20 protein-coding genes are annotated in these 24,817 nt (G+C 53.2%); 3 read left to right on the top strand and 17 right to left on the bottom strand.

Annotated features, from left to right (window positions below; genetic code table 11):
- Positions 1–305 precede the first annotated feature (305 nt).
- The 7 genes from BRO54_RS07855 to hmpA all read right to left on the bottom strand — a co-directional run bounded on the left by BRO54_RS07855 (position 306) and on the right by hmpA (position 7,609).
- Positions 306–500, bottom strand: coding sequence for a hypothetical protein (locus tag BRO54_RS07855; protein WP_011231223.1), 195 nt, complete (start codon positions 498–500; stop codon positions 306–308).
- Between the two features lie 180 nt (positions 501–680).
- Positions 681–1,922, bottom strand: a complete 1,242-nt coding sequence (locus tag BRO54_RS07860; protein WP_074043614.1) for a DHH family phosphoesterase — start codon at positions 1,920–1,922, stop codon at positions 681–683.
- A gap of 17 nt (positions 1,923–1,939) precedes the next feature.
- Positions 1,940–3,844, bottom strand: a complete 1,905-nt coding sequence (locus tag BRO54_RS07865; RefSeq protein ID WP_074043615.1) for a nitric oxide reductase activation protein NorD — start codon at positions 3,842–3,844, stop codon at positions 1,940–1,942.
- Positions 3,845–3,854: 10 nt separating this feature from the next.
- Positions 3,855–4,730, bottom strand: a complete 876-nt coding sequence (locus BRO54_RS07870; protein WP_044736315.1) for an ATP-binding protein — start codon at positions 4,728–4,730, stop codon at positions 3,855–3,857.
- A gap of 126 nt (positions 4,731–4,856) precedes the next feature.
- The gene (locus BRO54_RS07875; protein ID WP_011231227.1) at positions 4,857–5,231 is read right to left on the bottom strand and encodes a replication termination protein; all 375 of its coding nucleotides are present in this window, start codon (positions 5,229–5,231) and stop codon (positions 4,857–4,859) included.
- Between the two features lie 109 nt (positions 5,232–5,340).
- Positions 5,341–6,243, bottom strand: coding sequence for a formyltetrahydrofolate deformylase (purU, locus tag BRO54_RS07880; RefSeq protein ID WP_074043616.1), 903 nt, complete (start codon positions 6,241–6,243; stop codon positions 5,341–5,343).
- A gap of 130 nt (positions 6,244–6,373) precedes the next feature.
- Complete coding sequence (gene hmpA / locus BRO54_RS07885; protein WP_074043617.1) at positions 6,374–7,609, bottom strand: NO-inducible flavohemoprotein; 1,236 nt, start codon at positions 7,607–7,609, stop codon at positions 6,374–6,376.
- 170 nt (positions 7,610–7,779) lie between these two features.
- On the opposite strand from hmpA, the gene nsrR reads away from it, so the two are divergent.
- The gene (nsrR, locus tag BRO54_RS07890; protein ID WP_021321618.1) at positions 7,780–8,223 is read left to right on the top strand and encodes a nitric oxide-sensing transcriptional repressor NsrR; all 444 of its coding nucleotides are present in this window, start codon (positions 7,780–7,782) and stop codon (positions 8,221–8,223) included.
- A gap of 297 nt (positions 8,224–8,520) precedes the next feature.
- Positions 8,521–9,396: a polyamine aminopropyltransferase gene (gene speE, locus BRO54_RS07900; protein ID WP_047757889.1), complete on the top strand. Its 876-nt coding sequence runs from the start codon at positions 8,521–8,523 to the stop codon at positions 9,394–9,396.
- A gap of 107 nt (positions 9,397–9,503) precedes the next feature.
- Here speE and BRO54_RS07905 read toward each other — a convergent pair whose 3' ends face one another.
- The 7 genes from BRO54_RS07905 to treP form a co-directional block, all read right to left on the bottom strand.
- Positions 9,504–10,682 (bottom strand): acyl-CoA dehydrogenase family protein, encoded by a 1,179-nt coding sequence (locus BRO54_RS07905; protein ID WP_074043618.1) that lies wholly within the window; start codon positions 10,680–10,682, stop codon positions 9,504–9,506.
- A 104-nt stretch (positions 10,683–10,786) separates the two neighbouring features.
- A complete protein-coding gene (locus tag BRO54_RS07910; RefSeq protein WP_074043619.1) occupies positions 10,787–12,286 on the bottom strand; it encodes an aminotransferase class V-fold PLP-dependent enzyme in 1,500 nt (499 codons plus the stop codon).
- Between the two features lie 130 nt (positions 12,287–12,416).
- Complete coding sequence (locus BRO54_RS07915) at positions 12,417–12,866, bottom strand: acyl-CoA thioesterase (protein ID WP_074043620.1); 450 nt, start codon at positions 12,864–12,866, stop codon at positions 12,417–12,419.
- A 426-nt stretch (positions 12,867–13,292) separates the two neighbouring features.
- Complete coding sequence (locus BRO54_RS07920; protein ID WP_074043621.1) at positions 13,293–14,705, bottom strand: Na+/H+ antiporter NhaC family protein; 1,413 nt, start codon at positions 14,703–14,705, stop codon at positions 13,293–13,295.
- 211 nt (positions 14,706–14,916) lie between these two features.
- Complete coding sequence (gene treR, locus BRO54_RS07925) at positions 14,917–15,630, bottom strand: trehalose operon repressor (protein ID WP_074043622.1); 714 nt, start codon at positions 15,628–15,630, stop codon at positions 14,917–14,919.
- A gap of 22 nt (positions 15,631–15,652) precedes the next feature.
- On the bottom strand, positions 15,653–17,344 hold the full coding sequence (gene treC, locus BRO54_RS07930; RefSeq protein WP_074043623.1) for an alpha,alpha-phosphotrehalase: 1,692 nt from the start codon (positions 17,342–17,344) through the stop codon (positions 15,653–15,655).
- A gap of 115 nt (positions 17,345–17,459) precedes the next feature.
- A complete protein-coding gene (treP, locus tag BRO54_RS07935) occupies positions 17,460–18,875 on the bottom strand; it encodes a PTS system trehalose-specific EIIBC component (RefSeq protein ID WP_074043624.1) in 1,416 nt (471 codons plus the stop codon).
- A 292-nt stretch (positions 18,876–19,167) separates the two neighbouring features.
- On the opposite strand from treP, the gene BRO54_RS07940 reads away from it, so the two are divergent.
- Positions 19,168–19,899 carry a MerR family transcriptional regulator gene (locus BRO54_RS07940; RefSeq protein ID WP_074043625.1) on the top strand — a complete coding sequence of 244 codons (732 nt, stop codon included), beginning with the start codon at positions 19,168–19,170 and terminating at the stop codon, positions 19,897–19,899.
- Positions 19,900–20,004: 105 nt separating this feature from the next.
- Here the strand turns inward: BRO54_RS07940 and BRO54_RS07945 are convergent, their stop codons facing one another.
- The 3 genes from BRO54_RS07945 to parE all read right to left on the bottom strand — a co-directional run bounded on the left by BRO54_RS07945 (position 20,005) and on the right by parE (position 24,789).
- Positions 20,005–20,349: a PilZ domain-containing protein gene (locus tag BRO54_RS07945; RefSeq protein WP_074043626.1), complete on the bottom strand. Its 345-nt coding sequence runs from the start codon at positions 20,347–20,349 to the stop codon at positions 20,005–20,007.
- Complete coding sequence (parC, locus tag BRO54_RS07950) at positions 20,346–22,790, bottom strand: DNA topoisomerase IV subunit A (RefSeq protein WP_074043627.1); 2,445 nt, start codon at positions 22,788–22,790, stop codon at positions 20,346–20,348. The genes BRO54_RS07945 and parC overlap by 4 nt, the downstream gene beginning before the upstream one ends.
- Positions 22,791–22,851: 61 nt before the next feature.
- Complete coding sequence (gene parE, locus BRO54_RS07955) at positions 22,852–24,789, bottom strand: DNA topoisomerase IV subunit B (protein ID WP_074043628.1); 1,938 nt, start codon at positions 24,787–24,789, stop codon at positions 22,852–22,854.
- Between the last annotated feature and the right edge of the window lie 28 nt (positions 24,790–24,817).

Here is a 24,817-nt window from a genome sequence, read left to right on the forward strand (position 1 = left end):
AATTACATATAATTTTATCTGTTGCGGCGAGTCGTAGGGGGAGTAGAGGGAATTGTGACTTTCTTTTCTCTCTTTCTCCCATCTAAAGTTAACATAATATAAATTATAAGAAGTTATGAAAGAGTCTGTTTCGATAACAAGTAATCTCATAATAGTGAGACAAAACAAAAAAACGCCCATCGACACGCCCACCTAAAATAAAATAAAAACGCGCAGCCTCTTGATTCTCATTCAAGAAGCTGCACGTTACCCACTGCGCGTCGGCAGCTGCAGGGACCGCATGATCTCATCCTTTCTCCTTTCGTTTAGGCAATATCCGTTTGACGATAGCGGACGCCTTTATACCGAACGCGAACTGGCACGCCTTTTTCTTGCTTATGTTTCACCAGAAGCCGTTGGGCTTTTGAAAAGGCTTCCATCATCCCAGATGCCGGAATGGCCTCTTCCCACACAATCGTTTTCCCTTGGACTGTGTAGAAGGAAAAGACATACTGTTTCATCGTCTTCACCTCCCTATGTACTTATTATAATCAAAGACTGTTTTTCCTAAACACAAAAACTGTTACAATTATGTTAACATTTTCTTTGCCGCATTGTCGCAAAAAAGCGGCTTCCGGAATGCTCCGGCAACCGCGAGTTAGCGCTGTTGTCCGTTCCACTTCCAAATAAGAAAACCGGCATTATGATTCAATGCCGGTTTGTTGCTTGTATTGTTTGACGGCCGCTGGATAGTCGGCTTGAATGGCATCTTTGTCTCGTCCGAGCCGAACGCTTAAAAAGTCGAGCACGGCTGCATCATGGGCAAGGCCAGCGGCAAACTGCCGCTTCAGCCAGCGTTCGCCGGCGATTTCCTCTGGGAACGTATGGGTCTCTCCCCCATCGGCATACACGTTCCAACCTTGAGCGGTTTTACGACTCAGCCACCATTGGCCATGGTGATTTGTCCAAAACACTCCTTCGGCCTCGTCTTTTTTGTTCAATTGGTTTTGTTCCGCATCACCGTATACCGGCAGAAGCGGGAACGTCTCGACGACAAACAGCGGAAATGTTGTATCATCGATCAAACAGCCGGACGCCTTGGGATGGCCGCCGCCACCGAATTGCAGGGCAAACTCAGCGACGTTGACGTCATCATGAATGGTGCGAAAGCCAATATGTTTCGTCCCCATGTTGACTAAAGCGATCAAGTCAAGATGAGGATAACGCTTGGATAACGCATTGCCCAATTCCGACAAATGGCGCTCGGCAAAGACGACGCCGATGCAATAGTCACCAAGCCAGCGCTGAACAAGCTGTTTTTGCTTTTGCCGAATGTAGCGCTGAATTTTCTTTTCTTCCATATCGAGAAGCAGCTCTTCCGTCTCTGTCAAGGCGAACGGTTCGCCGGAAGCGAGCCGCTCGCTCATCGTCTCCCAAAAGCCGTCAAGCCCGAAAATCGTCAACAAATCATTCAGCCGCTTCGCTTGCAAATTCCCATTCTCTTCCCATTCCCACGTGTCGTATTGGCGGACGAGCTCGACGAACCCATCTAGCGTTTCATTAGGTGCAAGTTTTCCCTCGCGGACGAGATAGTCGTAAAAGAGCGAGGTGGCGCACGTCTTTTTGCCATCATCCCTCACCGGCACCACCTGTCCCCACGGGTAGTCATTGAAATGAAGCGCCGTCACGTGGTGGTCGATCACTTGCACATGGCCGCCACGCGCCGCCCGTTCGGCGAGTTGCTGTTCCACTTCCTTGCCGACGGCCAAGTCGGTAATAAACAACATGGCGCCGTTGGCCTCGTCGCTTTGCAAGAATTGGACGACCCGTTCATCCAAATTGCGATAGGAACAAAACGAAATGTTCACCTCGGCAAACGCCAGCTTCGCGAGCAATCCGCAGCCGATGCCGTCTAGATCGCTGTCAGTGAATAATTTGATCATTGGGTCCCACCTTTTTGTCACAAACTTTTTTGCAACCACGTTTTCAAGAGCGGCAGCAGCCGATCCGGCAACTCACTCACATGCGGAACAAAGACGCGGAAGCGACCATAGATGTTTTCAATCGTCCGCCGCGTCTGTTCATCGTCGGCCCCGTGGCCTAAAAAGAGATTGACGACCTCAATGCCGCGGCGGCGCGCTTCGGCGACTGCTTCGTGCGTATCGATGATGCCGTTTTGTTCATATCCGTACGCGGCGGGTTCGCCGTCAGAGAAGACGAGCAGCACTTTTTGTGCTTCCGGGCGCTTGAGGAGTTGTTCGGTCATCCAGCGAATAGCCAATCCATCGCGATTATCTTCGTGCGGCTCGAGCTGCAGGATCGCCGGACCGCTCGACGGCTCAAGCGAGCGATGGAATGAGACCGCCAGCTGCAAATAGTTCGGCTGACGCGAAGCGGTTGCTTCGTTCGCATCTTCCCAAAATCCGACAATTTGGTGCGGCACGCGCAACGTTTTCAGCACCTCATGGCAAAGAACGAGCCCGGTTTTCGTCTCTTCCATTTTGTCATGCATCGAAGCCGAGCAATCGACAAGCAGGCCGAAGACCGCATCAAACCGCCGCGTCGGCTCGCCTTTTTTGTAAAACAAGCGCGGCCGCTCATCAGTGAAAAACGACACCAATTGTTTGCGCAGCCGACCGACGGGCAAGTTCGTGCGCCAAGCGGAGCGCTTATGTTCAAGCCATTGTTCCATGATGCGCACAAGCCGTTTTCGGTACGGCGTCACCGCCGCCTGTTTGGCGCGGTATTGCTCAAGATGCGCGAGGTTTGGCGACGAAGGAAGAAGCACAAGATCGGCTTGGCGGTTGGCCTCGCCATACGGCGCACTGTTTCCAGCCGGCGGCTGTTCGCTGAAGGATGCTTGCGCTTCCAGGCCATACTCGTTTCGCGCCGTCGGCCGAGACGTTCCTTTCACAACGGCCAGCGCCTGATCGCCGTCTTCACCCGGCCTCGCCTCATCGCTGATGATCTCGGTGCGGCTGCCTCGTTCGAGCTCAAAGCGGAGAAAGCTTCCGCCCGTCCGGCTCGTTTCCCGATGCCACGTTGGCAGCACTTGCCGCTTGGCCTCTCCATCCGCCTCTTGAAGGGCATCGCGGTTTTCCAATGGGTTGGTCCGTTTGAGATCTTGAAGCGTCATTGTTTTCTCGTCCGCATCATCCTCAACGATTGGCAGCGATGTATAGGCGTTGACCATATCATGTGGCAGCACATCCTCCATCAATTCCACAACGGCGAACACCCAGTCCGCCATCTCGGCTGTCGAGGAAGCGTCAAAAAATTGCGGCCATAACGTTTCGAGGCGCGCCTGCACCGCTTCATCCGCCATCGGAGCCAGCGGCGCATCATCAAGTGGCGAATCGGCCGTGAGCCGCAAATACATCCCCGCCAAAAACTGATCAGCCCAAGCGCCGCGCGTTCGATTCACTTGCCATTGCTGAGTGAAGTAGCGGCGGTACAAGCGGCGGCGCGTGCGGAACCATCGCTTCATCCCGGGACGTTCCCGCTCGCAGACGGCTTCCAAGCGAAGATCTTCAGCGAATGTAAACAGCTGTTTGGAAAGCTTGGAGAGCGGTCGGGATTCCACCGCATGTCGGAAGGCGCGGACCGCCGATAGGTCGGTATGCCGCCGCGTGCCGATGATGCGCAAGCCGACGTCGCTTTTCATTGCCGTTTCCCGCTCCAATGGTGGATACCCATCCCAAAAATGGCTGACGTAAACGACCGGCTTGACAGAATGCACGCCGGAATGGGCGGCGAACTGGATGGCAACGTCGCGGCGGCGCATGAGCGTTTGGGCGAGGTCAGAAAGCTGCATGACCAAACTCGAGTCGACCGTTCGGTCATTGAACATCATAAACCGCTCCATGCGCCGCCTCCTATTCGTCAAACCACGTTTCAGCGATGTTGCGCACTGCGGCCCGTTCCCGTTCATCGTCGAGCTTATCGACGATGCTTCGTTCAATGGCCCGCAATGGCGGCATGTACGCCGCCAAATCGCACGCATCCAACAAAGCGCGCACCGAAGCCGCTTCCTCGGCGATTTGTCCGTTTCGCACTTGCGCAAGCAGATCAGCCGACAAGGCGACGAAACGATCGATCAACGTTTCATCCGTTAATGTAGTTTGCGCCAACAATACCGATTTTAATGTTTCTCCTTGCACATACGGCACATTGATGACGACAAACCGGTTTTTGAGCGCCTCATTGAGCGGTACGGTGCCAATATAGCCTTCATTGATCGCGGCGATGACGCCAAATGTTGGTTTCGCCTGCACGACATCGCCGGTGAGCGGATTCGTGAGCCGCCGCCGGTAGTCAAGGACGCTGTTTAAAATCGGCAGCGTCTCTGGTTTCGCCATATTAATTTCGTCAATGTATAGCAAATGCCCTTTTGTCATCGCCTGGATGACTGGTCCGGGCACGTACTCGATCACCGCCTGGCCGTTTTTGTGCACGATCGTCTTAAAACCGAGCAATGCTTCGGCGTCCAAGTCCACGGAACAGTTGATGCTGTGCATCGGTTGACCAAACAAAGCGGACAACGTTTCAGCAAGCCGCGTTTTTCCTGATCCGGTCGGGCCTTTTAAGAGCACGTTTTTCCCAAGCGCGAGCGCAATGGCGGCATCGTGCACGATCGCCTCATCTGCCGCCTTGTACCCGCCCGCTCCAATCAACGCGCGATCCGGATCGCGGCGGAACAGTTCTTTTCGCTTTTCCATTTCTTTCGTGACCGTCAACGGCCATGTTCCCATCTTCTGACTTCCTCTCTGTGGCGATCTTCCCCTCTCATTCTACTAGATCGCCCGGCGGGACGCAAAACAAAAGAACTAGACCATAAATATATTATGTAAATATAACAAAGAAAAAACGAGGCGCTCTCAACCGAAGTTGTCCTCAATCGCCTTGCGAATGAGCGCCGCGCACCGATCAAGCTCCGCCTTGAGCTGGCGTTTGTACAGCTTCGCCTTTTCCTGTCCGCCCTCGGCGAACCGATAGTAGACGACTTCTTGGTACTTCATTCCCTCTTTTTTCTGTTTCACTTGTTTTAAAATGCCGTCTTCGATCAAATCGTGCAGCGCCTTATACACTTCGGAGTGGTTCGGCCGGTAGCCGAACGGCTTGAACTCTTGGCGCAATACATCAAGCAGCTTCAGCCCGTAGAGCCGCTCCTGTTCGGTGAGCGTAATCAAATACAATTTTAAAAACGCACGTTGTTTTAACAGAAAACCGCTGGGCGTCCGTTTTTCTCCCATAGGCTTTTTCCCTCCTTCCCTACGGATGAAATTTCGCTCTTTGGGCGGCGAAATCCTGCTTGTCTTCATTATACCATGCGGGAAAGGAAAAATCCTCTCCCGCTTGGTTTCAATAAAACACGATCGTTTTGTTTCCGTGGATGATGACCCGGTCTTCCAAATGCCACCGAAGCGCCCGGGCGAGCACCGTTTTTTCAATCAGTCGGCCGATCCGCTTTAAGTCGTCCGGATGGTGGCGGTGGTCCACGCGGGCGACGTCCTGCTCAATGATCGGCCCTTCATCCAAATCGTCGGTGACGTAGTGCGATGTGGCGCCGATCAATTTGACGCCGCGCTCATACGCCCGCTCATACGGACGCGCGCCAATAAAGGCGGGCAAAAATGAGTGGTGGATATTGATGATCCGTCCCGGGAATTCAGCGACAAACGCCGGCGACAAAATTTGCATGTAGCGGGCAAGCACGATGGTGTCGATCTGATAGTCACGAAGCAGACGGATTTGTTCGGCTTCGGCGTCCGCTTTCGTTTCTTTCGTCACCGGAATATGCACATACGGGATGCCAAATGACTCGACCGTCTCGCGCAAGTCGGGGTGGTTGCTGATGACAAGGGTGATGTCGGCGATCAGCTCTCCCGCCTGCCATTGCCAAAGAAGTTCAAGCAGACAATGCTCGGCTTTGGAGACAAAAATCGCGATTCGCCGAATGTCGTTGTGCAGCCGAAGCTGCCAACGCATCTCAAATTCAGCAGCGATCGGGGCAAATGCCGCTTCGATCTCTTCTTTTCGCTCGGCGATGTTCGGGCAGTCGAACTCCAAGCGGAGAAAAAACGTCCCTCCCTCAGGATCGGTCGAGTATTGGCTCGATTCGACGATATTCGCCCCTTGTTCGTACAGAAACGACGTCACCGCCGCGACGATGCCCGGGCGATCTGGGCAGGAAATAAGGATTCGAGCGCGCTGCTCGTAACCTTGCAAAAATGATTGCCAGCGATGTTGGCGAAATGTCGTCATGCGTTGTCTCTCCCTTTTCTTGCTTTTCTTGCAATTCATCATACAAAAAATTAATGAACTTGCCAACAGGGAAGATAACAAAAGGCATCTCCCTTGTTTATGGAAGATGCCTAGAGGCGAAAAGCTTCTCTCAGTCTTTCGTCAAATCGCCGGCCGGACCGAAAAATTCGTAATGGATGTGCTCCTCTGGCACACCCCATTGTTGGAGGGCGCGATAGACGGTTTTCATAAACGGCACCGGGCCGCAGAAGTGAAAGTCTGCGTCTTTCGTAGGGATCACGGATTGCATCCATGCAAGGTCAATCCGCCCTTCTTTGCCAAAATGAGGATGGCGGCGGTCCTCGTCGGACGGCGACTCATAACAAATATGATAAGAAAATGACGGGCGTTCCGCCAACATCCGAAGCTCCTCGTCAAACGCGTGCACGCGGCTGTTGATGGCGGCATGGATGAACGTGGCCGGACGGTTCGGCTGTTGGATGGCCAACGTGTGTGCCATGCTTAACAGCGGTGTGATGCCGACGCCGCCGCTGATGAACACAACCGGCGTCGTTTTGGATAAATCAAGCGTAAACTCACCAGCTGGAGCGCTTAATTCAAGCACATCGCCCTCTTGGACATGATCATGCAAATAGTTGGAAACAATGCCGGCCGGCTTGTCCGCTGTAGCTGCTTCCCGTTTGACGCTGATGCGGTAATACCCTTTTCCAGGAGCATCCGATAAGCTGTATTGACGAATATGCGTATACGTCTCGCCCGGAATCGACAGTTTAACGCTCACGTATTGACCCGGCAAATAATCACTGATGGCCTTGCCGTCTTCCGGCTTCAAATAGAACGAAGTGATGACATCGCTTTCTTTCACCTTTTTCGCGATGACAAAGCGGCGGAAATCACGCCAGCCTCCGTGTTTGGCCGCTGCCTCATCGTAGAGCTCTTTTTCCACTTGAATGAAAACGGACGCAATGGCTTCATATGCTTCCGCCCAAGCCGTGATCACTTCGTCGGTGGCGGCGTCGCCGAGCACGTCTTTGATCGCCAGCAACAAATGCTTTCCGACGATCGGGTATTGTTCTGGTTTGATTCCTAAGCTGCGGTGTTTATGGCCGATTTGCCGCACAACCGGCAAAATAGCATCAAGCTGGTCGATATAGCGCGCTGCCGCATACACGGCTGCGGCCAAGGCACGTTGCTGCCTCCCTTGCTTTTGGTTGGCGTGGTTGAAAATATTGAGCAGCTCCGGATGGTTGGAAAACATGAGTTCATAAAACCGCTTTGTAATTTGTTCGCCATGTGTTTCCAGGACAGGCACCGTTGATTTCACAATTTCAATCGTTTTTGGATGCAATTTCGTTGTCGTTGTCATGATTTCATCCCCTTGTAAAACATGTATTTTTAATACATCTTTTATTCAACCATAAGCACTGTAAAAAAACAATATTTCAAATACATCTTTAATAAATTGTTCACAATTCTCCGTTCGAATCAGGTGTGGTACAATGGGATCAAGAATGTCCTTAAAGGTTGTGAATCACGATGCAGTTGACGAACTATACGGAATACGCCTTGCGCGTTCTCTTGTTTTTAGGCGCGCTTGATGAAGAAGAAAAAACAAACATCAAAGACATTGCCGCTGCCTTTTCCATTTCAGAGCATCATTTAAGCAAAATCGTCCATGAGCTTGGCAAACTCGGCTACATTGAAACGATCCGTGGGCGCAATGGTGGAATCCGCCTTGCGAAACGCCCCGAGGAGATTGCCATCGGCGCGGTTGTTCGCGAAACGGAGGAAAACTTGTCGCTTGTCGAGTGTTTTGCCGCTCACGGCAATGAGTGCGTCTTAACGCCGGTATGTCGGCTCCGCTTCGCACTTCACGAGGCGTTAGAAGCGTTTTTGCGGGTGTTGGATGCGTATACGCTCGCCGATTTGCTTGAAGACCGAGCGTCACTTCGTTCTTTATTGAAAGAGAGGCGCGGTTGAGAAAAAACTCTCTGGCTATAAGCTGGAGAGTTTTTTGGCGTTTGGCAGGCACACGATCACTAAGCATCGCTCTACGGAAGGAAGACGCGGGATGATGCGAAACCGATGGGCGGCCTTTGCGCGGGATGTGGCGCAAGAACGATAATCAGTTGGAAAAACGAAACCAGTCGTCAAACATGGGCGCGGGATGAATACGTCCGGCACCGGCCGATCACATCCCCTTTGTTTGCCACAAGACGAAGAATATATTAAGATTAGAAAGGTGTGAAAACATCTGTATGACTAAAGGAGGTTACAATGAAACACGAAGGAAACGCTTTGCCACCTTACTTGCATATGGACAATGGAGAGCTCTGGCTCACCGAAGATGATCGCGACAACTTAAAAATCAGCTATCGAATCAAAGAGGTGATTTTTGCCGAGCCGTCCGAGTACCAGCATGTGATGATTTTGGATTCGTACGATTTCGGCCGCATGCTCGTACTCGATGGCGTCGTGCAAACGACCTCGATTGACGGCCATATTTATAACGAAATGATTTCGCACGTGCCGCTGCAGTTTCATCCGGAAGCGAAGCGGGTGCTCATCATCGGCGGCGGCGACTGCGGCGCAGCTCGTGAGACGGCGAAATACGCTCATCTTGAAGCCATCGACATGGTGGAAATCGACGAAAAAGTCGTCCGGGCGTGCAAAGAGCATTTGCCAGCCGTCTCCGGCAACTTATCGGATCCGCGCGTGCGGTTTGTTTATGATGATGGCGTCGTGTTTGTGCAAGAGAAAGAAAACGTCTACGACGTCATTATGATCGACTCGTCCGACCCAGTCGGCCCAGCGGAAGCCTTGTTTTCACCGGAGTTTTACGCCAACGTCCATCGCGCGTTGAAAGCAGACGGGCTGATGGTCTGCCAAAGCCAGTCGCCGATTTTCCACTTGGATATTTTGAAGCGGACGTACCGCAATATTCGCGAACTGTTCCCGCATGTGCTTGTGTACACCGCCGTGGTGCCGACGTATCCAGGCGGACTGTGGAGCTTTACGATCGGCTCGAAACGGCCGCTCGATTTTCCGGTGCAGACTACCATTCCAAATGACACGAAATATGTGAACGATGGGATCTTTCGCCAATGTTTCGCTTTGCCGGCATTTTTGCGTTCGGCGCTTGAGGTGGAATAACGGCTTGGCATGGAAAAAGCTGTCCCTGCTTTGTGAGGGGACAGCTTTTTTTGTGTCATTTGAGTGATCCTCTTTACGCTTTCTATTATTCCACCCGCTTTCTTGTTTCATTGCGCCGGTGGGTTGTGGGCCAGTGCCCGCTTGGCAAGCCATTGAAACGTCAAGTCATCCGCCGGCGGGTTGTGCAATCCAGCGCGGACGTCACGGTAATGCCGCTGGAGCGGGTTGTCAGCAAACAAGCTTTGTCCGCCGACAATGCGCATCGCCCAATCGACGACTTCAAGCGCGGTATTGGTGGCGACCAATTTGGCTGTTGCCAACTCCTCTTTCATCGCCATCCGTTTTTCCGGATAGCGATCCCATAAGTCGGCGACCACGTACAGGAAATGGCGCGCATGGGTGAGGCGCCATTCCATTTCAGCGATTTTCCGCTGCACTTCGGGTGTTAGGGCGATTGGGTGAGGCAGGGTATTAGGCTGGTACGTCTGCGCAAAGCGAAGCGCCTCATTGTGCGCCGCAATGGCGATGCCTAAGTAACAAGCCGGCACGTGCAACAGCCATCCTTGCGCCGGAGCGGCTTCGTTCGCTTCTCCAAGCGTCTCTACGAGCGCCTCTTGGTCGACTTCGACTTCTTCAAGAACAAGATCATCGCTGCGCGTCGCCCGCATGCCAAGCGTGTTCCACGTCGGCTCGATGCGGATGCCTGAAGCAGACATCGGCACGAGAAATTCACCGACCCGACCGTCTTCCATCGTGGCGGAAATCAATACGTAATCGAGCGCAGGGGCTAACGATGCAAATGTCTTTCGCCCCCGAAGCACCCAGCGGCCATGGCGAAAGACGGCCGTCGTTTCCGGTTTACCGCCGCGCGCCGGGCTGCCAGTTGTCCGTTCAGAGTGGGCGCTGTTGATGAGCGCGTGGCGGCAAACGACTTCTTTCGCCAAATGAGTGAGCACCGATTCCGGCCAGCGGCGAAGCAAAAATAAACGCATGAGAATGCTTGCATGCCAGCCGAACGCCAAGGCGGTTGCCCCAGAGCCTTGGGCGATCGTTTCTTGCACGAGCACGAGCTCATAAAGCGACGCCCCTTGGCCGCCGTATTCAGTCGGGACGGTCAAGGAAAGGAATCCAGCCTCTTTTAAATCGGCAAAATCGGCAAATGGAAACGTTGCCTGTTCGTCATCATGCGCTGCCCGTTGGACAAATCGTTCCGCAAGGCGACGCGCTTGGTTGTACAATTGTTGCTCCCGATCGGTCCGCACAAGCAAATGGTACAATTCGTTCATCGGTTCTCCCCTTCTTTTGGTCAAGATGCCTTTATTGTACCGAGTTCTGGCTAGGACTGAAAACAAAAACGCACGGGAAAATGACCGTCCTTGCTCTCGGAAGCTTAAAAGAGAAAGAAATGCCGAATGTACCGATCATCGTCACGGTGGACGAACTCATTTTTCCCAGCGTCGTACTCGTATTCCTCCTGCCAGCGGCGGCCATAGCGGGCGATTTGACGGACGGCGCGGATGATCGCATACACTTCTTCGTTCGTCATCGTAGGATGGAGCGACAGACGCACCCATCCTGGTTTGGCGAGAGGATTGCCGTTTTTGACTTCTTGAAGCAACACAGCGGATTGTTCCTTGTCGATGCCAAGCAAATAGTGGCCGTATGGTCCGGCGCAGGAACAGCCGCCGCGCGCTTGAATGCCGAAGCGATCATTCAGCAGTTTGACAACAAGGTTGTAATGCAATCCATCTATGACAAATGAGATGATGCCAAGACGGTCGTCCCGATGTCCTTCAAGCACGCGGACGCCGGGAGTGCTTTTCAACGCCGGCAAAAGAAGGGAAACAAGTTCCTTTTCGCGGGCGCGCATCTGTTTTACGTTCATTTGCTCTTTCAGCTGGATGGCCAACGCTGCCTTGATGGTTTGCCAAAACGGCGGTGTTCCGCCATCTTCGCGTTCTTCAATGGCTTGGATGTATTCATAGTTCCCCCACGGGTCGGTCCAATACACCGTCCCGCCGCCGGGGTGATCCGGAGCGTGCTGATGATAAAGACGGCTGTTAAAGAGAAGCACGCCGGCGCTGCCTGGCCCGCCGAGAAACTTATGGGGGGAGAAATAAATGGCATCAAGCTGCTCCATTGGGTCGTCCGGATGCATATCGATGTGGACGTACGGAGCGGAAGCAGCAAAATCAACAAAGCAAAGGCCGCCATGCTCGTGCATGATTTTCGCCAGCTTATGATATGGGGTTTCCAACCCCGTGACGTTCGAGCAAGCAGTAAATGCACCGATTTTTTGCGGCCGATCTCGGTAGCGCTCCAGCAGCTCGCACAAATGGTCAAGATCGACATCCCCGTTCTCTGTCGGCCGGACCGCCACGACTTCCGCGATGGTTTCCACCCATGGCAATAAATTCGAATGGTGCTCCATATGGGTGACAAAGACGACTGGCCGCTCCTCATCATGAAGGGACAAGCGGTGCTTCCACCGTTCCGGTACGCGCAAGCCAAGCAGACGCTGCAGCTTGTTGACGGCGCTTGTGGTCCCGGCGCCTTGCATGATCAAGACGTCGTTTTTCCCGGCATGAACGTGCTGTTTGATGATTTCTTTTGCATAGCGATAGGCAAGCGTCGTTTTCGTTCCGGTCACATTCGATTCCGTATGCGTGTTGCCGACAAATGGACCGAGCTCATGCGTCAGCTTCTCTTCAATCGGCCGGTACAGCCGCCCGCTTGCCGTCCAGTCGGCGTAAATAAGCCGCTGTTCACCAAACGGCGTAGAAAACGGATGAAAGCGGCCGATCGTTCCATCGCGAAACGGCTGAAAATACGTCTCAAGCTCCCCGCGGCATGTATACACCGCATTGCCGATCACAGCGTGAATGGCCATGTTTATTCCCCCTTTCCGCCATTTCGTCTATTTACAAAGTATGTCGCCTTCGGTGGTTCGGTCCAAAAAACGTGGGAAAGTTGAAAATGAAAAATCCGCCGTACAGGCGGATGATATTCCACTCCCTTTTTTACTCCCTTTTTTTGCACGATAACGGCGAAATCGTTTCCCCCACGGACGGCACAAGGTATTCGGCAAGCATGGTCCGCAAGTCATCAGGCAACGGTTCGCTCGTTTGGGTTTGGAAATTGAAATGGACGACCGCTGCCTCTCCGATGGCGATCAGTCTTCCTGTTTCCTCTTCCATGATGCGATGAATGCATTGAAAGCTTTTATTGCCGATCCGGGAGACATTGGTTTCCACGCGCAATCGTCGTCCGAAGAATCCTTGGTTGATAAAATCGCACTTGGTGGAAGCTAAAATAAAATGCCAGTCGTCCGTTCGCCCGCCGTAACGCAATTCATCAAACAGGCGGGTGCGCGCTTCTTCTAAATAAATAAAATAGCTAATGTTGCTTAAATGTCCGAGCGCATCAGTTTCACAAAAGCGTGGGTTGACGGTAATGATGTGCGTCTTCATTTCTCCCTCTTCCTTTCTTGCCTTTTTTTGCCCCTTTCGCCCACAATATTCGTTTGGGTGAGCATTGGGCGGGAGCAAGTTTGATTTGTAGCTACCAACTAGTCAGTATGTTGTTTTTATCATACTCCGATTGGTTTGGATATGCAATTGTTTTGTTTTGGATTATTGATTATTTAGAACATTGTTTGTGATATAAAATGTTGTGACGAATCCAGTACGTCGCCGCGAAAGGATGAAAATCTCTTTCAATTAAGTTGAATTTTTGGTTTACACTTCGCCGATTGCCTGACACATTAGATTGCATCCGCATGTATCGAAGTGCAAATGGTAACGAACAATTGGAAATTCTTTATTGGAACCTATATAGTTTTGACATTTTCAGGGTAGATAAAAAAAGCCCGGCGAGGGCAGACGGGGCGTCTGCGGTCAACCGGCCCAAAGCGGCAAAAGAACGTATCCAACGAGCGACACGCCGGCGCAAAGGAGAGAGAGGCGCAATTTGTATTTCGCATAGCTCATCAAGTCCATATCCATAATGGCTGCGGTCGTGATCGTCGTATCACCAAGCGGCGAAGCAAAGGCGCCAAACGTCCCGCTCGCAAACACGGCGCCGACTGTCACCTCGAGCGGCGCCCCGGTCGCATGGGAAAGCGTGACGCCAAGCGGCATCAAAATGCCCCACGTTCCCCATGAAGAACCGATAAAGTATGATAAAAACGATCCGACCAAAAACACGGCCGCTGGCACGAATGCCCCCGGCAGCCATGTGCCGAACGTCGACGACACGTACTCCGCAAATCCGAGTTCCCCCGCCACCGCCGAGACCGCCCATACGAGAACGAGCATGCCGATCGGCGCCATCAGCTCGTTTCCTCCGGCAAAAAAGTGGTACGTCAACTCTGAGAGCGATTGTCGGCGCCACAAATAAAACATCATCGACAAAAGGATGGTCACAAACAGCGCCAACAGCATCGCCCATGTCGCATCGGCCGCGGAAAACGCCTCCCACCAATTCTCTGCCCCGCGTTTCCTCCCGTCGTACACGAAAAAGGCAAACGTCAGCGCGATTAACAGCGCCAGCGGGACAAACAAGTGCAACGGCTCCCCGTTGATCAGCGCCAGCTCCTTGCGCAATCCGAGCCCGTGCAGTGTATTCGTTTCCCCTTCTCCTTTTTTCGCCCGCGGTTTGCCGATCCGGATGTTCAACATCGTCGTCAACACCCCGACGGCCAGAGCGACAATCGCAAACAAGTTGTACGGCAGGCTGCGCAAAAACACGTCATACGGCGATTCATGAATGTCGTTTTGCTCAAGCGCCGCGGCGACAACAGAAGTCATAAAGCCGACGAACGCTGTCGCCGCTGGCAAAAGCACGATGATCGGCTCGGTCGAGACGTCGATCATGTACGCCATGCGGCGGCGGTCGATGCGAAACTGGCGAAGGACCGCTTTCATCACTGGTCCAAGGAGCATAATGCGAAACATCGGCATAAAAAACGTCACCGGCACCGTCAGCCAAACGAACAACAAAATCCCCCGCTTCGAGCGGATGCGGCCGGAAAGTCTCTCGACAAACCCTTTGATCCCGCCGGTAATTTGCATCATGCCGACAAGCGAACCGAACAAATACAAAAACGCGGCCACCTTCATATGCTCCGGATCGGTCAGGGCGTGAAGAACAGCGGAAACAGCGCGCTCAATCGCGCCGACAGCCGACCACTCAAGGCAAAACGCTCCGACGAGCAATCCGGCCACGAGGCCGGGCAAAATTTCTTTCAGCCATACCGCCAACGGAATGATGAGCAGAAAAGGCAACAGCGACCACCATGTTCCTTCCACGTCGGCGCCTCCTTTGCGATGATGTTGTTACCAAGAAGGATAGCCATAATGTAGTTTTTTTATGATTTTCATTGATGATTTAGAACATAGTTTTACTTATAAAATTTATGTTGCCCGTGCAAACAAAAAAGCCGCGCTGCGGTTTGCAGCGCGGCCCACTTCCATCCGCCCCGGACTGGCTCCCAAACAACCTGGGGCACAGACGGCGTTGTCATTTCCGGCGCGCAAAATCGACAAATCGGAACTTGTCGAGCCGGTGACGCGATTCCGTGTATTGAAACAATGCAGCATCGCTTAAATACACGTAGTTTTTGACGACAACGACGCGGTCATCGCCATGCAAATCCAAATAGCGCCGGTCTTCGTCCGTCGCTTCGTCGACCGATATTTCTTTTTTCGCAAAGCTGATCGGCAAATGCAGCTTCGTTTCCAAATATTCATAAATCGAGTCTTCGCAAATCTCTTTGGTCAATAGCGGCACATGCTTTTTCAGAAAAAAGTCTTTATCCAAAATAATCCGCTCTCCGCCGATTTCACGGACGCGCACGACTTTCCACACTTCGTCTTTGCTTGAGGCGCGCAGATGCTGCCTGAGCTCGCGATCCGGCTTGATGATCGCCAGTTCATGCACGATCGTCCGCACCGGCTGCTTCATCGTCTGCGCCAGTTCTTTAAAGCTGACCAATCCGGATACGGGAAAGTCATATTTGCCGACGTCAAGGACGATAGATCCTTTTCCTTTCATTTTTTGGATATAGCCGTGCTCGGACAACAAATGGAGCGCTTTGCGAATCGTCTCGCGCGACGTCTCATATCGGTCGGCGAGCTCATGTTCCGATGGCAGCTTGTCGTACGCCTTCCATTCTCCGCGGCGGATGCGGGAAATGAGATCATGGTAAATGGTTAAATATTTGTTTTCATGCATAAGAATCACCGCTTGTATTGTATCACGGCCGGCGCAAAAGATAAACAACCGATTCGTATGGGCGCAGTTGCATGCGGCGAAAATCGGCCGGCGCGTCCGAATAATTGGCAAGCAGCAGTTCTCCCGTATAGCCATCGGCTCCCGCTTCTTTCGGCAGCGTGAACGTCGTTTCGACTGGATAAAAATTGTTGACAACAAGCAGTTTTTCCCCATCGCCATGACGCATATAGGCGAAAATATACGGATCGTCCGCAAGCAGCAGCTCATAGCGCCCGGTCGTAATGAGATCATACTGTTTGCGCAACTCAATGAGCCGCTTATAGTGGTAGAAAATCGAGTCGCGGTCGGCGAGCGCCTGTTTCACGTTAATGCGCCGGTAGTTGTCGGCGACGCGAATCCACGGCGTCCCGGACGTGAAACCGGCATGCGGGCTGTCGTCCCATTGCATCGGCGTGCGTGAATTGTCGCGCGATTTTCGCTGCAAAATCTCAAGCACTTCCCGCTCGCTTTTGCCTTGTTCTCGCAAAATCCGGTACATGTTGAGCGACTCAACGTCGCGGTAGTCGCGAATATCGGTGAATTTCGGGTCCGTCATGCCGATTTCTTCGCCTTGGTAAATATAGGGCGTCCCTTGCATCAAATGGATCGTCGTCGCCAGCATTTTTGCTGATTCTTTCCAATATGCCCCGTCATCGCCATAGCGCGACACGATGCGCGGCTGATCGTGGTTGCACCAAAAGAGCGCATTCCAGCCCCCACCTTCATACATCCGGACTTGCCATTCGGACAAAATGCGTTTTAAGGCAAGGAAATCAAATGGGGCGACTGCCCATTTTTCTCCGTTCGGGTAATCGACCTTCAAGTGGTGAAAGTTAAACGTCATATTCAGCTCACGGTGTTTCGGGTTCGTGTAGCGGATGCAATGATCGATCGTCGTCGACGACATTTCCCCGACCGTCATGACGTCATATTTCGAAAACACTTCGCGGTTCATCTCTTGCAAAAACTCATGAATGCGCGGTCCGTCCGTATAAAAGCGGCGCCCGTCCCCCGGCGGCACCGAACCGTCGTCATCCGGGAAGCGCTGGTCTTTTGACAACAAGTTGATGACGTCAAGCCGAAAGCCGTCCACTCCTTTTTTGAGCCAAAAATGCATCATGTCATAAATGCGGCGGCGCAGCTCTTCGTTTTCCCAGTTCAAGTCCGCTTGTGTCACATCGAACAAATGCAAGTAATATTGGCCGGTTTGTTCGTCGTATTCCCACGCCGAGCCGCCGAATTTCGACTGCCAATTGTTCGGCGCTCCGCCGTCCGGCTTCGGGTCGCGCCAAATGTAAAACGAGCGGTATGGGTTCGTCTTCGAGGAGCGCGCCTGCTGAAACCATTCATGGTCGGTTGAGGTATGGTTGACGACCATGTCCATCACCAGCTTCATGCCGCGCGCATGCACTTCGTGAAGCAGACGGTCAAAATCGTCCATCGTTCCGTATTCGTGATGGATGCGGAAATAATCGCTGATGTCATAACCGTTGTCGCGCTGCGGCGACGCGTAGATCGGCGTCAGCCAAATGACATCGACGCCCAGTTTTTGTAAATAATCGAGCTTCTCGATCACGCCCGGCAAATCGCCGATGCCGTCTCCATTCGTGTCGTAGAAGCTTTTCGGATAAATTTGATAAACGACCGCTTTTTTCCACCAAGGGGTTGTTGACATCTCTCTTCACCTCGTTCGTCGGGATAAAAACATACCATTGGCATCGGCGGCCAATGGTATGGTGGTAAATTGATGATTTCGCACATCGTTCTCTTGCTTCAACACACGGCAATCATTAGCGGGCGGCTTTACGCACTTTGCCCAAGACAAACGTCAGCGCAAACGGCACCACAATCGCAATCGCCATGCCAATAAAGAACGGCGTCCACTTTTGCGGCACGATCGACAAGAAACCCGGCAAGCCGCCGACGCCGATCGACGGGGCCATCACTTTATTGATCGTGATGAACATGCCGGCGATCGCCGCCCCTGTCATCGCCGCGATAAACGGGAAGCGAAAGCGCAAGTTGACCCCGAACATCGCCGGTTCCGTGATGCCTAAATACGCGGAAACAGCCGACGTAAACGACAAACCGCGCAGCTTTTCCTCTTTCGTGACAAACATCATCGCCAACGCTGCCGAACCTTGGGCGATGTTTGACATGACCAAAATCGGCCATAAGAATGTGCCGCCGGTATTGGCAATCAGCTGCAAGTCAACCGGCAAGAACGTATGGTGCATCCCGGTGACGACAAGCGGCGCATACAGCGCTCCATACAACAATCCTCCAAGAGCCGGAACCGTGTCAAAAATCGTGACAAACAAGTGGGTAATGGCATTGCCGATCGCAAATGTGACCGGCCCGATGGCGATGAACGCCAAAAAGCCCGTAATGAGCAACGCAAGCGGCGCGACAAGCAACAGCTGAAACGCATCCGGAATGCGCTTGCGCAAAAACAGCTCCAGCTTCGCCAACACGTAGGAAGCCACCAGCACCGGCAGCACTTGCCCTTGGTAGCCGACTTTTTGCACTTCAAAGCCGAACAAGTTCCAAACCGGAATCTCTCCTTTTTCTTTCGCCGCTCCCCAGCCCCAAGCGTTGAGCAAATCTGGGTGGACGAGCATCAAACCAAGGACAATCCCTAAGAGCGGACTGCCCCCAAATTTCGTCACCGCCGACCATCCGATCAAACCGGGCAGGAAGACGAACGCCGTATTGGCGATCAAGTTGATCATGTTCGCCAAATCGGCCCATTCTTTGTGCACCTCGACAAACGATTTCCCTTCGTAAAAAATGCCTGGGCCTGTCAAGACGTTGTTAACCCCCATTAACAAACCGGCCGTCACGATCGCCGGCAAGATCGGAATGAAAATATCAGCCAGCGTCTTAATCGCGCGTTGCAGCGGATTGAGCTTCGCTTCCGCAGCGTCTTTAATCTCCTGCTTCGTCGCCCGGCCGATGCCCGTCAGCTCGACAAGGTCGTCATACACTTTATCGACAAGCCCTTGGCCGATGACGACTTGAAACTGGCCGTTTGCCGAAAACGACCCTTTGACGACATCGATGCGCTCAAGCGCTTCCTTATTGACTTTTCCTTCCTCTTTGAGCGCAAACCGAAGCCGCGTCACACAATGCGTGGCGGCGACGATGTTTTCTTTGCCGCCGATGGCTTCAACGATTTGCGCGGCTGCTTGTTGGTATGCCCCCATGATGAACGCCTCCCTTTTCTTTCTTAACGATCGCTATAGCGTTAAATCGCTTTCAGCAACCGGTTGCAAATAAACTTGTATATACAACCTGGATTCATTTTATCTTGTATATACAAGTTTGTCAACATCTTTCGATGGCCTTCTTCTTTTTTCGACAATAGTTGTTGTTTTTTTGCTAACTTCCACTTCTTTTGTTATGTTTTGTCAAGCGGCAGGAAAATCAACGACCGAGTAGGAAAATAAAACATAACACAAATCAATGCCAAAAGACGAGAAAGGATGAGGGAATGCGATGAAAACATATACACTCCGCGAAGCAGCGAAAAAAATCGGGGTCACTGCCCGCGATTTGAAACAATGGGAAAAGCAGTTTGCCGGATCGATTGTCGTCCCACGCACAACCGAGGGGGCACGCATGTACACCGACGAGCTGATCGACCGGTTTCGCCATATCCGCACTTGGCTTGAGGACGGCCGCCATCCGCGCGAAGTGGCTGAAATGATCAGGCAAATGGACGGACAACCGGCAGAGCGAGCCAACGAGACAGCCGCTCAAGTGGAAACAGCCGTCATGGAAGGGGAAATCATCGATGTGCCCCGCCTGCTGCATCAAGGGATGCCATACATAGCTGAACAGTTAGTGGCCCGCTTAAAAGACGATATCGTCGACGCCTTGAAACAGGAAACGACAGCCACGGTCCGGCAAGCGATGGATGAGGTGAAAGGCCGCCTCGACTACATCGAGGAGCAAACGACAGCAGCTGCCGAAACGGTGCGCCGTTCGCTCCGCGATTACGAGGACGCATGGCAGCAAAAAACGGAACAGCTGCATGAACATTTGGAAACGGTCGTCGCGTTCTGTCAAGAGGAAAAAGTAAGACAGGAAGAGGAGCGAAAACAGCTCGAACTGCGCATTTTAGAACGGGAAAAAGCGTTTCGCGAGCTCGTGTTGTCGTTTCGGCAAACCGCGGCCAGCACCAGCGCTGCTCGAACACGGGCAAATAAATGGTGGAAGTTTTGGTGAAGACGATCTTGGCAGCAACGTGACAAGGGCACCCGTTTTGGATGCGCCATACCTCCGTCAAAAATCAAAAAAGGGCCCCGCCAAAACGCGGGCCCCTTTTTTGCGTCATATTCGGCGGCTCTCGGCCGCATGTCGTTTGATGGCTTCGATCAAGTGCGCTTCTTCTTGTTTGGTGACATGGAGGCGGACGCCATAATAGTAGGCGTGGACAAACGGTCTTTCCCAGACGAGCTGCCCCCGCAGCGTAAAGGGGGCAGCGTTTAGCCAAAACGAGATGTCAACCGGCGTTCCCCCTGTTGAAAAAGGAAGGCGGCCTTCCGTTTCGATTTTCATCCCGTGCGGACTTAGATCGTGAATGTAGACGCTGCGCTCGCCATCGGCTATGCGCAGTTCGGCCGGGAGCGGCCGACCAAACTGATACCGGAACGGTTCTTGACGTTTAAACCTCATCCTTCTTCCCCTTTTCCAAGCAGCTTCGCCGGCTCTTTCCAGACGTCAACCACCGGCCCGGCTTCGTCAGTGTCAACGACAAACGAACCAGTGCTGTAGCGGTCGGAGAGACGAAGGGAAGCGGCTTCGATCGTCTCGACCACTCCTTTTTCCGTCCGCAATCCGACCATTTCCTCATCGTTGCTGACAAAGACGGCGCCGACAACTCGGTGCGGATTGGACTTCACTTCGCGCACAATCACAACGCCGCGCTTCGCCCGTGAGGACGGCTCAAACTCGCTCATCGCCACTTTTTTCACCGCTCCGCGCTGCGTCACGACGACGAACGAGCCCCCCTCTTCTAGGCGAACGGGGCACGCAGCGGCGACAAAGTCCCCTTCCTTCAATTGAATCCCTTTCACGCCAGCCGCGCGCACGCCAACAAGGCTGATCTCCTCTTCGGCAAACAAGAGCCCATGTCCATCATGCGTCGCAAGCCAAAGATGGCCGCATCCATCCGTCGCGTAGACGGCGATGACGTCATCATCCTCTTTCACATTGACGGCCACAAGCGGGCGGGTGTAGCGCTGCACTTGGTATTGAGCGAGCTCCGTTCGCTTTACGAGCCCTTGTTTCGTCACAAAGATGAGCTGCTCCCCGGTGTCAAAGGAAGAGACTGGAACAGCGGCGACGAGTTCATCGTCGCGTTCAAGCGGAATGAGATGGGAAATGTGCTGGCCGACCTCTTTCCAACGGATGTCAGGGAGCGTGTGCACCGGGCAGTATAAATAGTAGCCGCGGCGGGTGAAAAGCAAGAGCACATCGGTCGTATTCATCTCGAGCTGGGCGAGCAGCCGATCCGTTTCCTTCATTCCCATGTCTTGACCGTTTGAGGCGCTGTATGAACGATAGCTCGTCCGCTTCACATATCCTTCTTTTGTCACGGTGACGATCACGTCTTCCGCCGGAATGAGCGCCTCCACCTTCACTTTCAGCTCTTCAATCTCCTCTTCAATCACCGTCCGCCGCTCATCGGCATATTGCTTTTTCATCGCCTTCAGCTCTTTTTTGATGACGCCAAGCAGCTTCTTTTCATCTGCGAGAATCGCCGTAAGTTCCGCAATCGCTTGATCCAGTTCTTCCGCTTCTTGACGCAGCGCCGTGATGTCGGTGTTCGTCAACCGATACAGCTGGAGCGTCACGATCGCCTCGGCCTGCGCCTCAGTGAACCCGTAATGAGCCATCAGCCGTTCTTTGGCGTCGCGCTTGTCGCTTGAAGCACGAATCGTCGCAATCACCTCATCCAAAATCGAAAGCGCCCGAATCAAGCCGTCGACGATGTGCTTCCGCTCATTCGCTTTTTTCAGCTCAAAATGCGAGCGGTTGGTGACGACCTCTTTCCGGTGGGCGATGTAGGCATCCAACAGCTCTGGCAAGCTCATCAGCTTCGGCCGGCGCTCATGGATCGCCACCATGTTGAAGCTGTACGGCACTTGCAAATCCGTGTTTTTGTACAAGTAGTTGAGAATCGCTTCCGCATCGGCGTCTTTTTTCAATTCGATGACGATCGACAGCCCGTTCCGGTCCGTTTCATCGCGCACATCGGCGATGCCGTCGAGCTTTTTGTCGAGGCGAAGCTCGTCAATTTTTTTCACTAAATTCGCTTTGTTCACTTCATACGGCAGTTCCGTGATGACAATGTGCTTTTTCCCGCCTTTTCCCTGCTCGATGGCGGCTTTGGCGCGGATGATGATTTTCCCGCGGCCGGTCTCATACGCCTTGCGGATGCCGTCTTTCCCTTGGATGATGCCGCCGGTCGGAAAATCGGGGCCAGGAAGAACCGTCATCAGCTCGTCAACAGTGCAATCCGGCCGGTCGATCCGCATCAAGACGGCGTCGATCACCTCGCCAAGCGCATGCGGCGGAATGTCGGTCGCATAGCCGGCCGAAATCCCGGTCGAGCCGTTCACCAACAAATTCGGAAACATCGCCGGCAGGACGGTCGGCTCATCAGTCGTATCGTCAAAGTTCGGCACAAACGGAACCGTTTCTTTGTCAATATCGCGAAGCAATTCGGCGGCAATCGCCGACAGGCGCGCTTCCGTGTAGCGCATCGCCGCCGGCGGGTCGCCGTCGATGCTGCCGTTGTTGCCGTGCATCTCCACAAGCACGTTGCGCAGCTTCCAATCTTGGCTCATCCGCACCATCGCTTCATACACCGATGAGTCGCCGTGCGGATGAAAGTTGCCGATCACGTTTCCAACCGTTTTCGCCGCCTTGCGAAACGGTTTGTCAGCCGTGTTGCCGTCCATGTGCATCGCATATAAAATACGGCGCTGCACGGGCTTCAACCCGTCGCGCGCATCCGGGAGCGCCCGGTCTTGGATAATGTATTTGCTGTAGCGGCCAAAGCGGTCGCCCAACACATCTTCTAAAGGCAATTCCAACAATCGCTCTGCCATGATCTCTCTCCTTTCTTACAGGACATGAACACCAAAAAGGCGGCGCCTCTTCGTGCCGCCATCAGCCGATCCATCCCGGTTCCTCTTCGAGTCCGAAGGCGACGTGCGTTTCGATCCATTTGCGGCGCGGCTCGACTTTGTCGCCCATGAGCGTCGTCACCCTCCGTTCGGCGCGGGCCGCATCTTCAATGCGCACGCGGATGAGCGTACGCGTCTGTGGGTTCATCGTCGTTTCCCATAATTGATCGGCGTTCATTTCGCCGAGCCCTTTATAGCGCTGAACCGTATAGCCGCGGCCCATTTTTTTCGTAATTTCTTTTAGCTGCTCGTCCGTCCAGGCATATTCGACGATTTCGTTTTTGCCGCTTTTTTTGCTGATTTTGTAAAGCGGCGGCAAGGCGATGTACACTTTTCCCGCTTCAATCAGCGGACGCATGTAGCGGTAAAAAAACGTCAAAAGCAGCACTTGAATATGGGCGCCGTCCGTGTCGGCATCGGTCATAATGATCACTTTGTCGTAGTTGACATCATCGAGCGAAAAATCAGCCCCGACGCCGCCGCCGATGGCGTGGATGATCGTATTGATTTCCTCGTTTTTCAAAATATCGCCAAGTTTCGCCTTTTCCGTGTTGATGACTTTTCCGCGCAGCGGAAGCACCGCCTGGAATCGACGGTCGCGCCCTTGTTTCGCCGAGCCGCCCGCCGAATCGCCTTCAACGAGATAGAGCTCATTTTTTTGCGGATTGCGCCCTTGCGCCGGCGTCAGCTTGCCGCTTAAGAGCGCCTCTTTCCCTTTCCGCTTTTTGCCGCTTCTCGCTTCTTCGCGCGCTTTGCGGGCTGCTTCACGCGCCTGATAGGCCCGGATCGCTTTCTTAATGAGCATCGCGCTTACGTCCGGGTTTTCTTGCAGAAAGTACATGAGCTGCTCGGACACCACCGCATCGACGGCCGAACGCGCTTCGCTCGTTCCGAGCTTTCCTTTCGTCTGCCCTTCAAACTGCAGCAAGTGCTCTGGGATGCGCACCGAAACGACCGCGGACAACCCTTCGCGAATATCGGTTCCTTCCAAATTTTTATCTTTTTCCTTGAGCAAACCGACACGGCGGGCGTATTCGTTAAAAACGCGCGTCATCGCCGTTTTCGCACCCGCCTCATGCGTGCCCCCGTCTTTTGTGCGCACGTTGTTGACAAACGACAGCACGTTTTCCGAATAACCGTCATGAAACTGGAACGCAAACTCGACTTCAATGCCGTTTTGCTCGCCAGCAAAATAAACGACCGGGTGGAGCACATCTTTCTCCTCATTCAAATAGGCGACAAACGCTTCAATTCCGTTTTCGTAGTAGAACACCTCCCGCATGCCGGTCCGTTCGTCAACGAGTTCAATTTTCAACCCTTTCAGCAAAAACGCCGATTCGCGCAGCCGTTCACTCAATGTTTCATAATCGAAGACCGTCGTGCTGAAAATCGTTGGGTCCGGCTTAAACTGGATGATCGTCCCGGTTTTGTTCGTCGTTCCAATTTTTTCGAGTGTCGTCACCGGTTTGCCTCCATGCTCAAACCGCTGCCGGTAAATGAAGCCATCTCGATGAATCGTGACGACCAGCCATTCTGATAAGGCGTTGACAACCGACGCCCCGACTCCGTGCAGACCGCCGCTCGTTTTATAGCCGCCTTGGCCGAATTTGCCGCCGGCATGAAGCACGGTCAAAATGACTTCCGGCGTCGGCTTGCCGAGCTTATGCATCCCGACCGGCATGCCGCGCCCCTCATCCAAAACCGTGATGCTGTTGTCTTTATGTATTTGCACTAAAATGTAGTTTCCGTATCCGGCCAACGCTTCATCGACCGAATTGTCAACAATTTCGTAGACAAGATGATGCAAGCCGCGGCTGTCGGTGCTGCCAATGTACATCCCCGGCCGCTTCCTGACGGCCTCAAGTCCTTCCAACACTTGAATGGCATCTTCGTTATATTCGTATATCGCTCGCTTTGCCACAAGGCCACCCCTTCCTACAAAAACAAGA

The organism is Geobacillus proteiniphilus (assembly GCF_001908025.1).
Lineage (GTDB): Bacteria > Bacillota > Bacilli > Bacillales > Anoxybacillaceae > Geobacillus > Geobacillus proteiniphilus.

Coding starts and splice junctions, on each gene's coding strand:
- BRO54_RS07875 (WP_011231227.1), bottom strand. CDS start 5,231: ATGGGAGAAAAACGGACGCCCAGCGGTTTTCTGTTAAAACAACGTGCG.
- BRO54_RS07865 (WP_074043615.1), bottom strand. CDS start 3,844: ATGGAGCGGTTTATGATGTTCAATGACCGAACGGTCGACTCGAGTTTG.
- treR (WP_074043622.1), bottom strand. CDS start 15,630: ATGCATGAAAACAAATATTTAACCATTTACCATGATCTCATTTCCCGC.
- BRO54_RS07910 (WP_074043619.1), bottom strand. CDS start 12,286: ATGGCCATTCACGCTGTGATCGGCAATGCGGTGTATACATGCCGCGGG.
- nsrR (WP_021321618.1), top strand. CDS start 7,780: ATGCAGTTGACGAACTATACGGAATACGCCTTGCGCGTTCTCTTGTTT.
- purU (WP_074043616.1), bottom strand. CDS start 6,243: ATGACGACATTTCGCCAACATCGCTGGCAATCATTTTTGCAAGGTTAC.
- BRO54_RS07945 (WP_074043626.1), bottom strand. CDS start 20,349: ATGAGGTTTAAACGTCAAGAACCGTTCCGGTATCAGTTTGGTCGGCCG.
- BRO54_RS07855 (WP_011231223.1), bottom strand. CDS start 500: ATGAAACAGTATGTCTTTTCCTTCTACACAGTCCAAGGGAAAACGATT.
- BRO54_RS07915 (WP_074043620.1), bottom strand. CDS start 12,866: ATGAAGACGCACATCATTACCGTCAACCCACGCTTTTGTGAAACTGAT.
- treP (WP_074043624.1), bottom strand. CDS start 18,875: ATGGGGGCATACCAACAAGCAGCCGCGCAAATCGTTGAAGCCATCGGC.
- BRO54_RS07860 (WP_074043614.1), bottom strand. CDS start 1,922: ATGATCAAATTATTCACTGACAGCGATCTAGACGGCATCGGCTGCGGA.
- hmpA (WP_074043617.1), bottom strand. CDS start 7,609: ATGACAACGACAACGAAATTGCATCCAAAAACGATTGAAATTGTGAAA.
- BRO54_RS07870 (WP_044736315.1), bottom strand. CDS start 4,730: ATGGGAACATGGCCGTTGACGGTCACGAAAGAAATGGAAAAGCGAAAA.
- BRO54_RS07905 (WP_074043618.1), bottom strand. CDS start 10,682: ATGAACGAATTGTACCATTTGCTTGTGCGGACCGATCGGGAGCAACAA.
- treC (WP_074043623.1), bottom strand. CDS start 17,344: ATGTCAACAACCCCTTGGTGGAAAAAAGCGGTCGTTTATCAAATTTAT.
- parC (WP_074043627.1), bottom strand. CDS start 22,790: ATGGCAGAGCGATTGTTGGAATTGCCTTTAGAAGATGTGTTGGGCGAC.
- BRO54_RS07940 (WP_074043625.1), top strand. CDS start 19,168: ATGAAAACATATACACTCCGCGAAGCAGCGAAAAAAATCGGGGTCACT.
- speE (WP_047757889.1), top strand. CDS start 8,521: ATGAAACACGAAGGAAACGCTTTGCCACCTTACTTGCATATGGACAAT.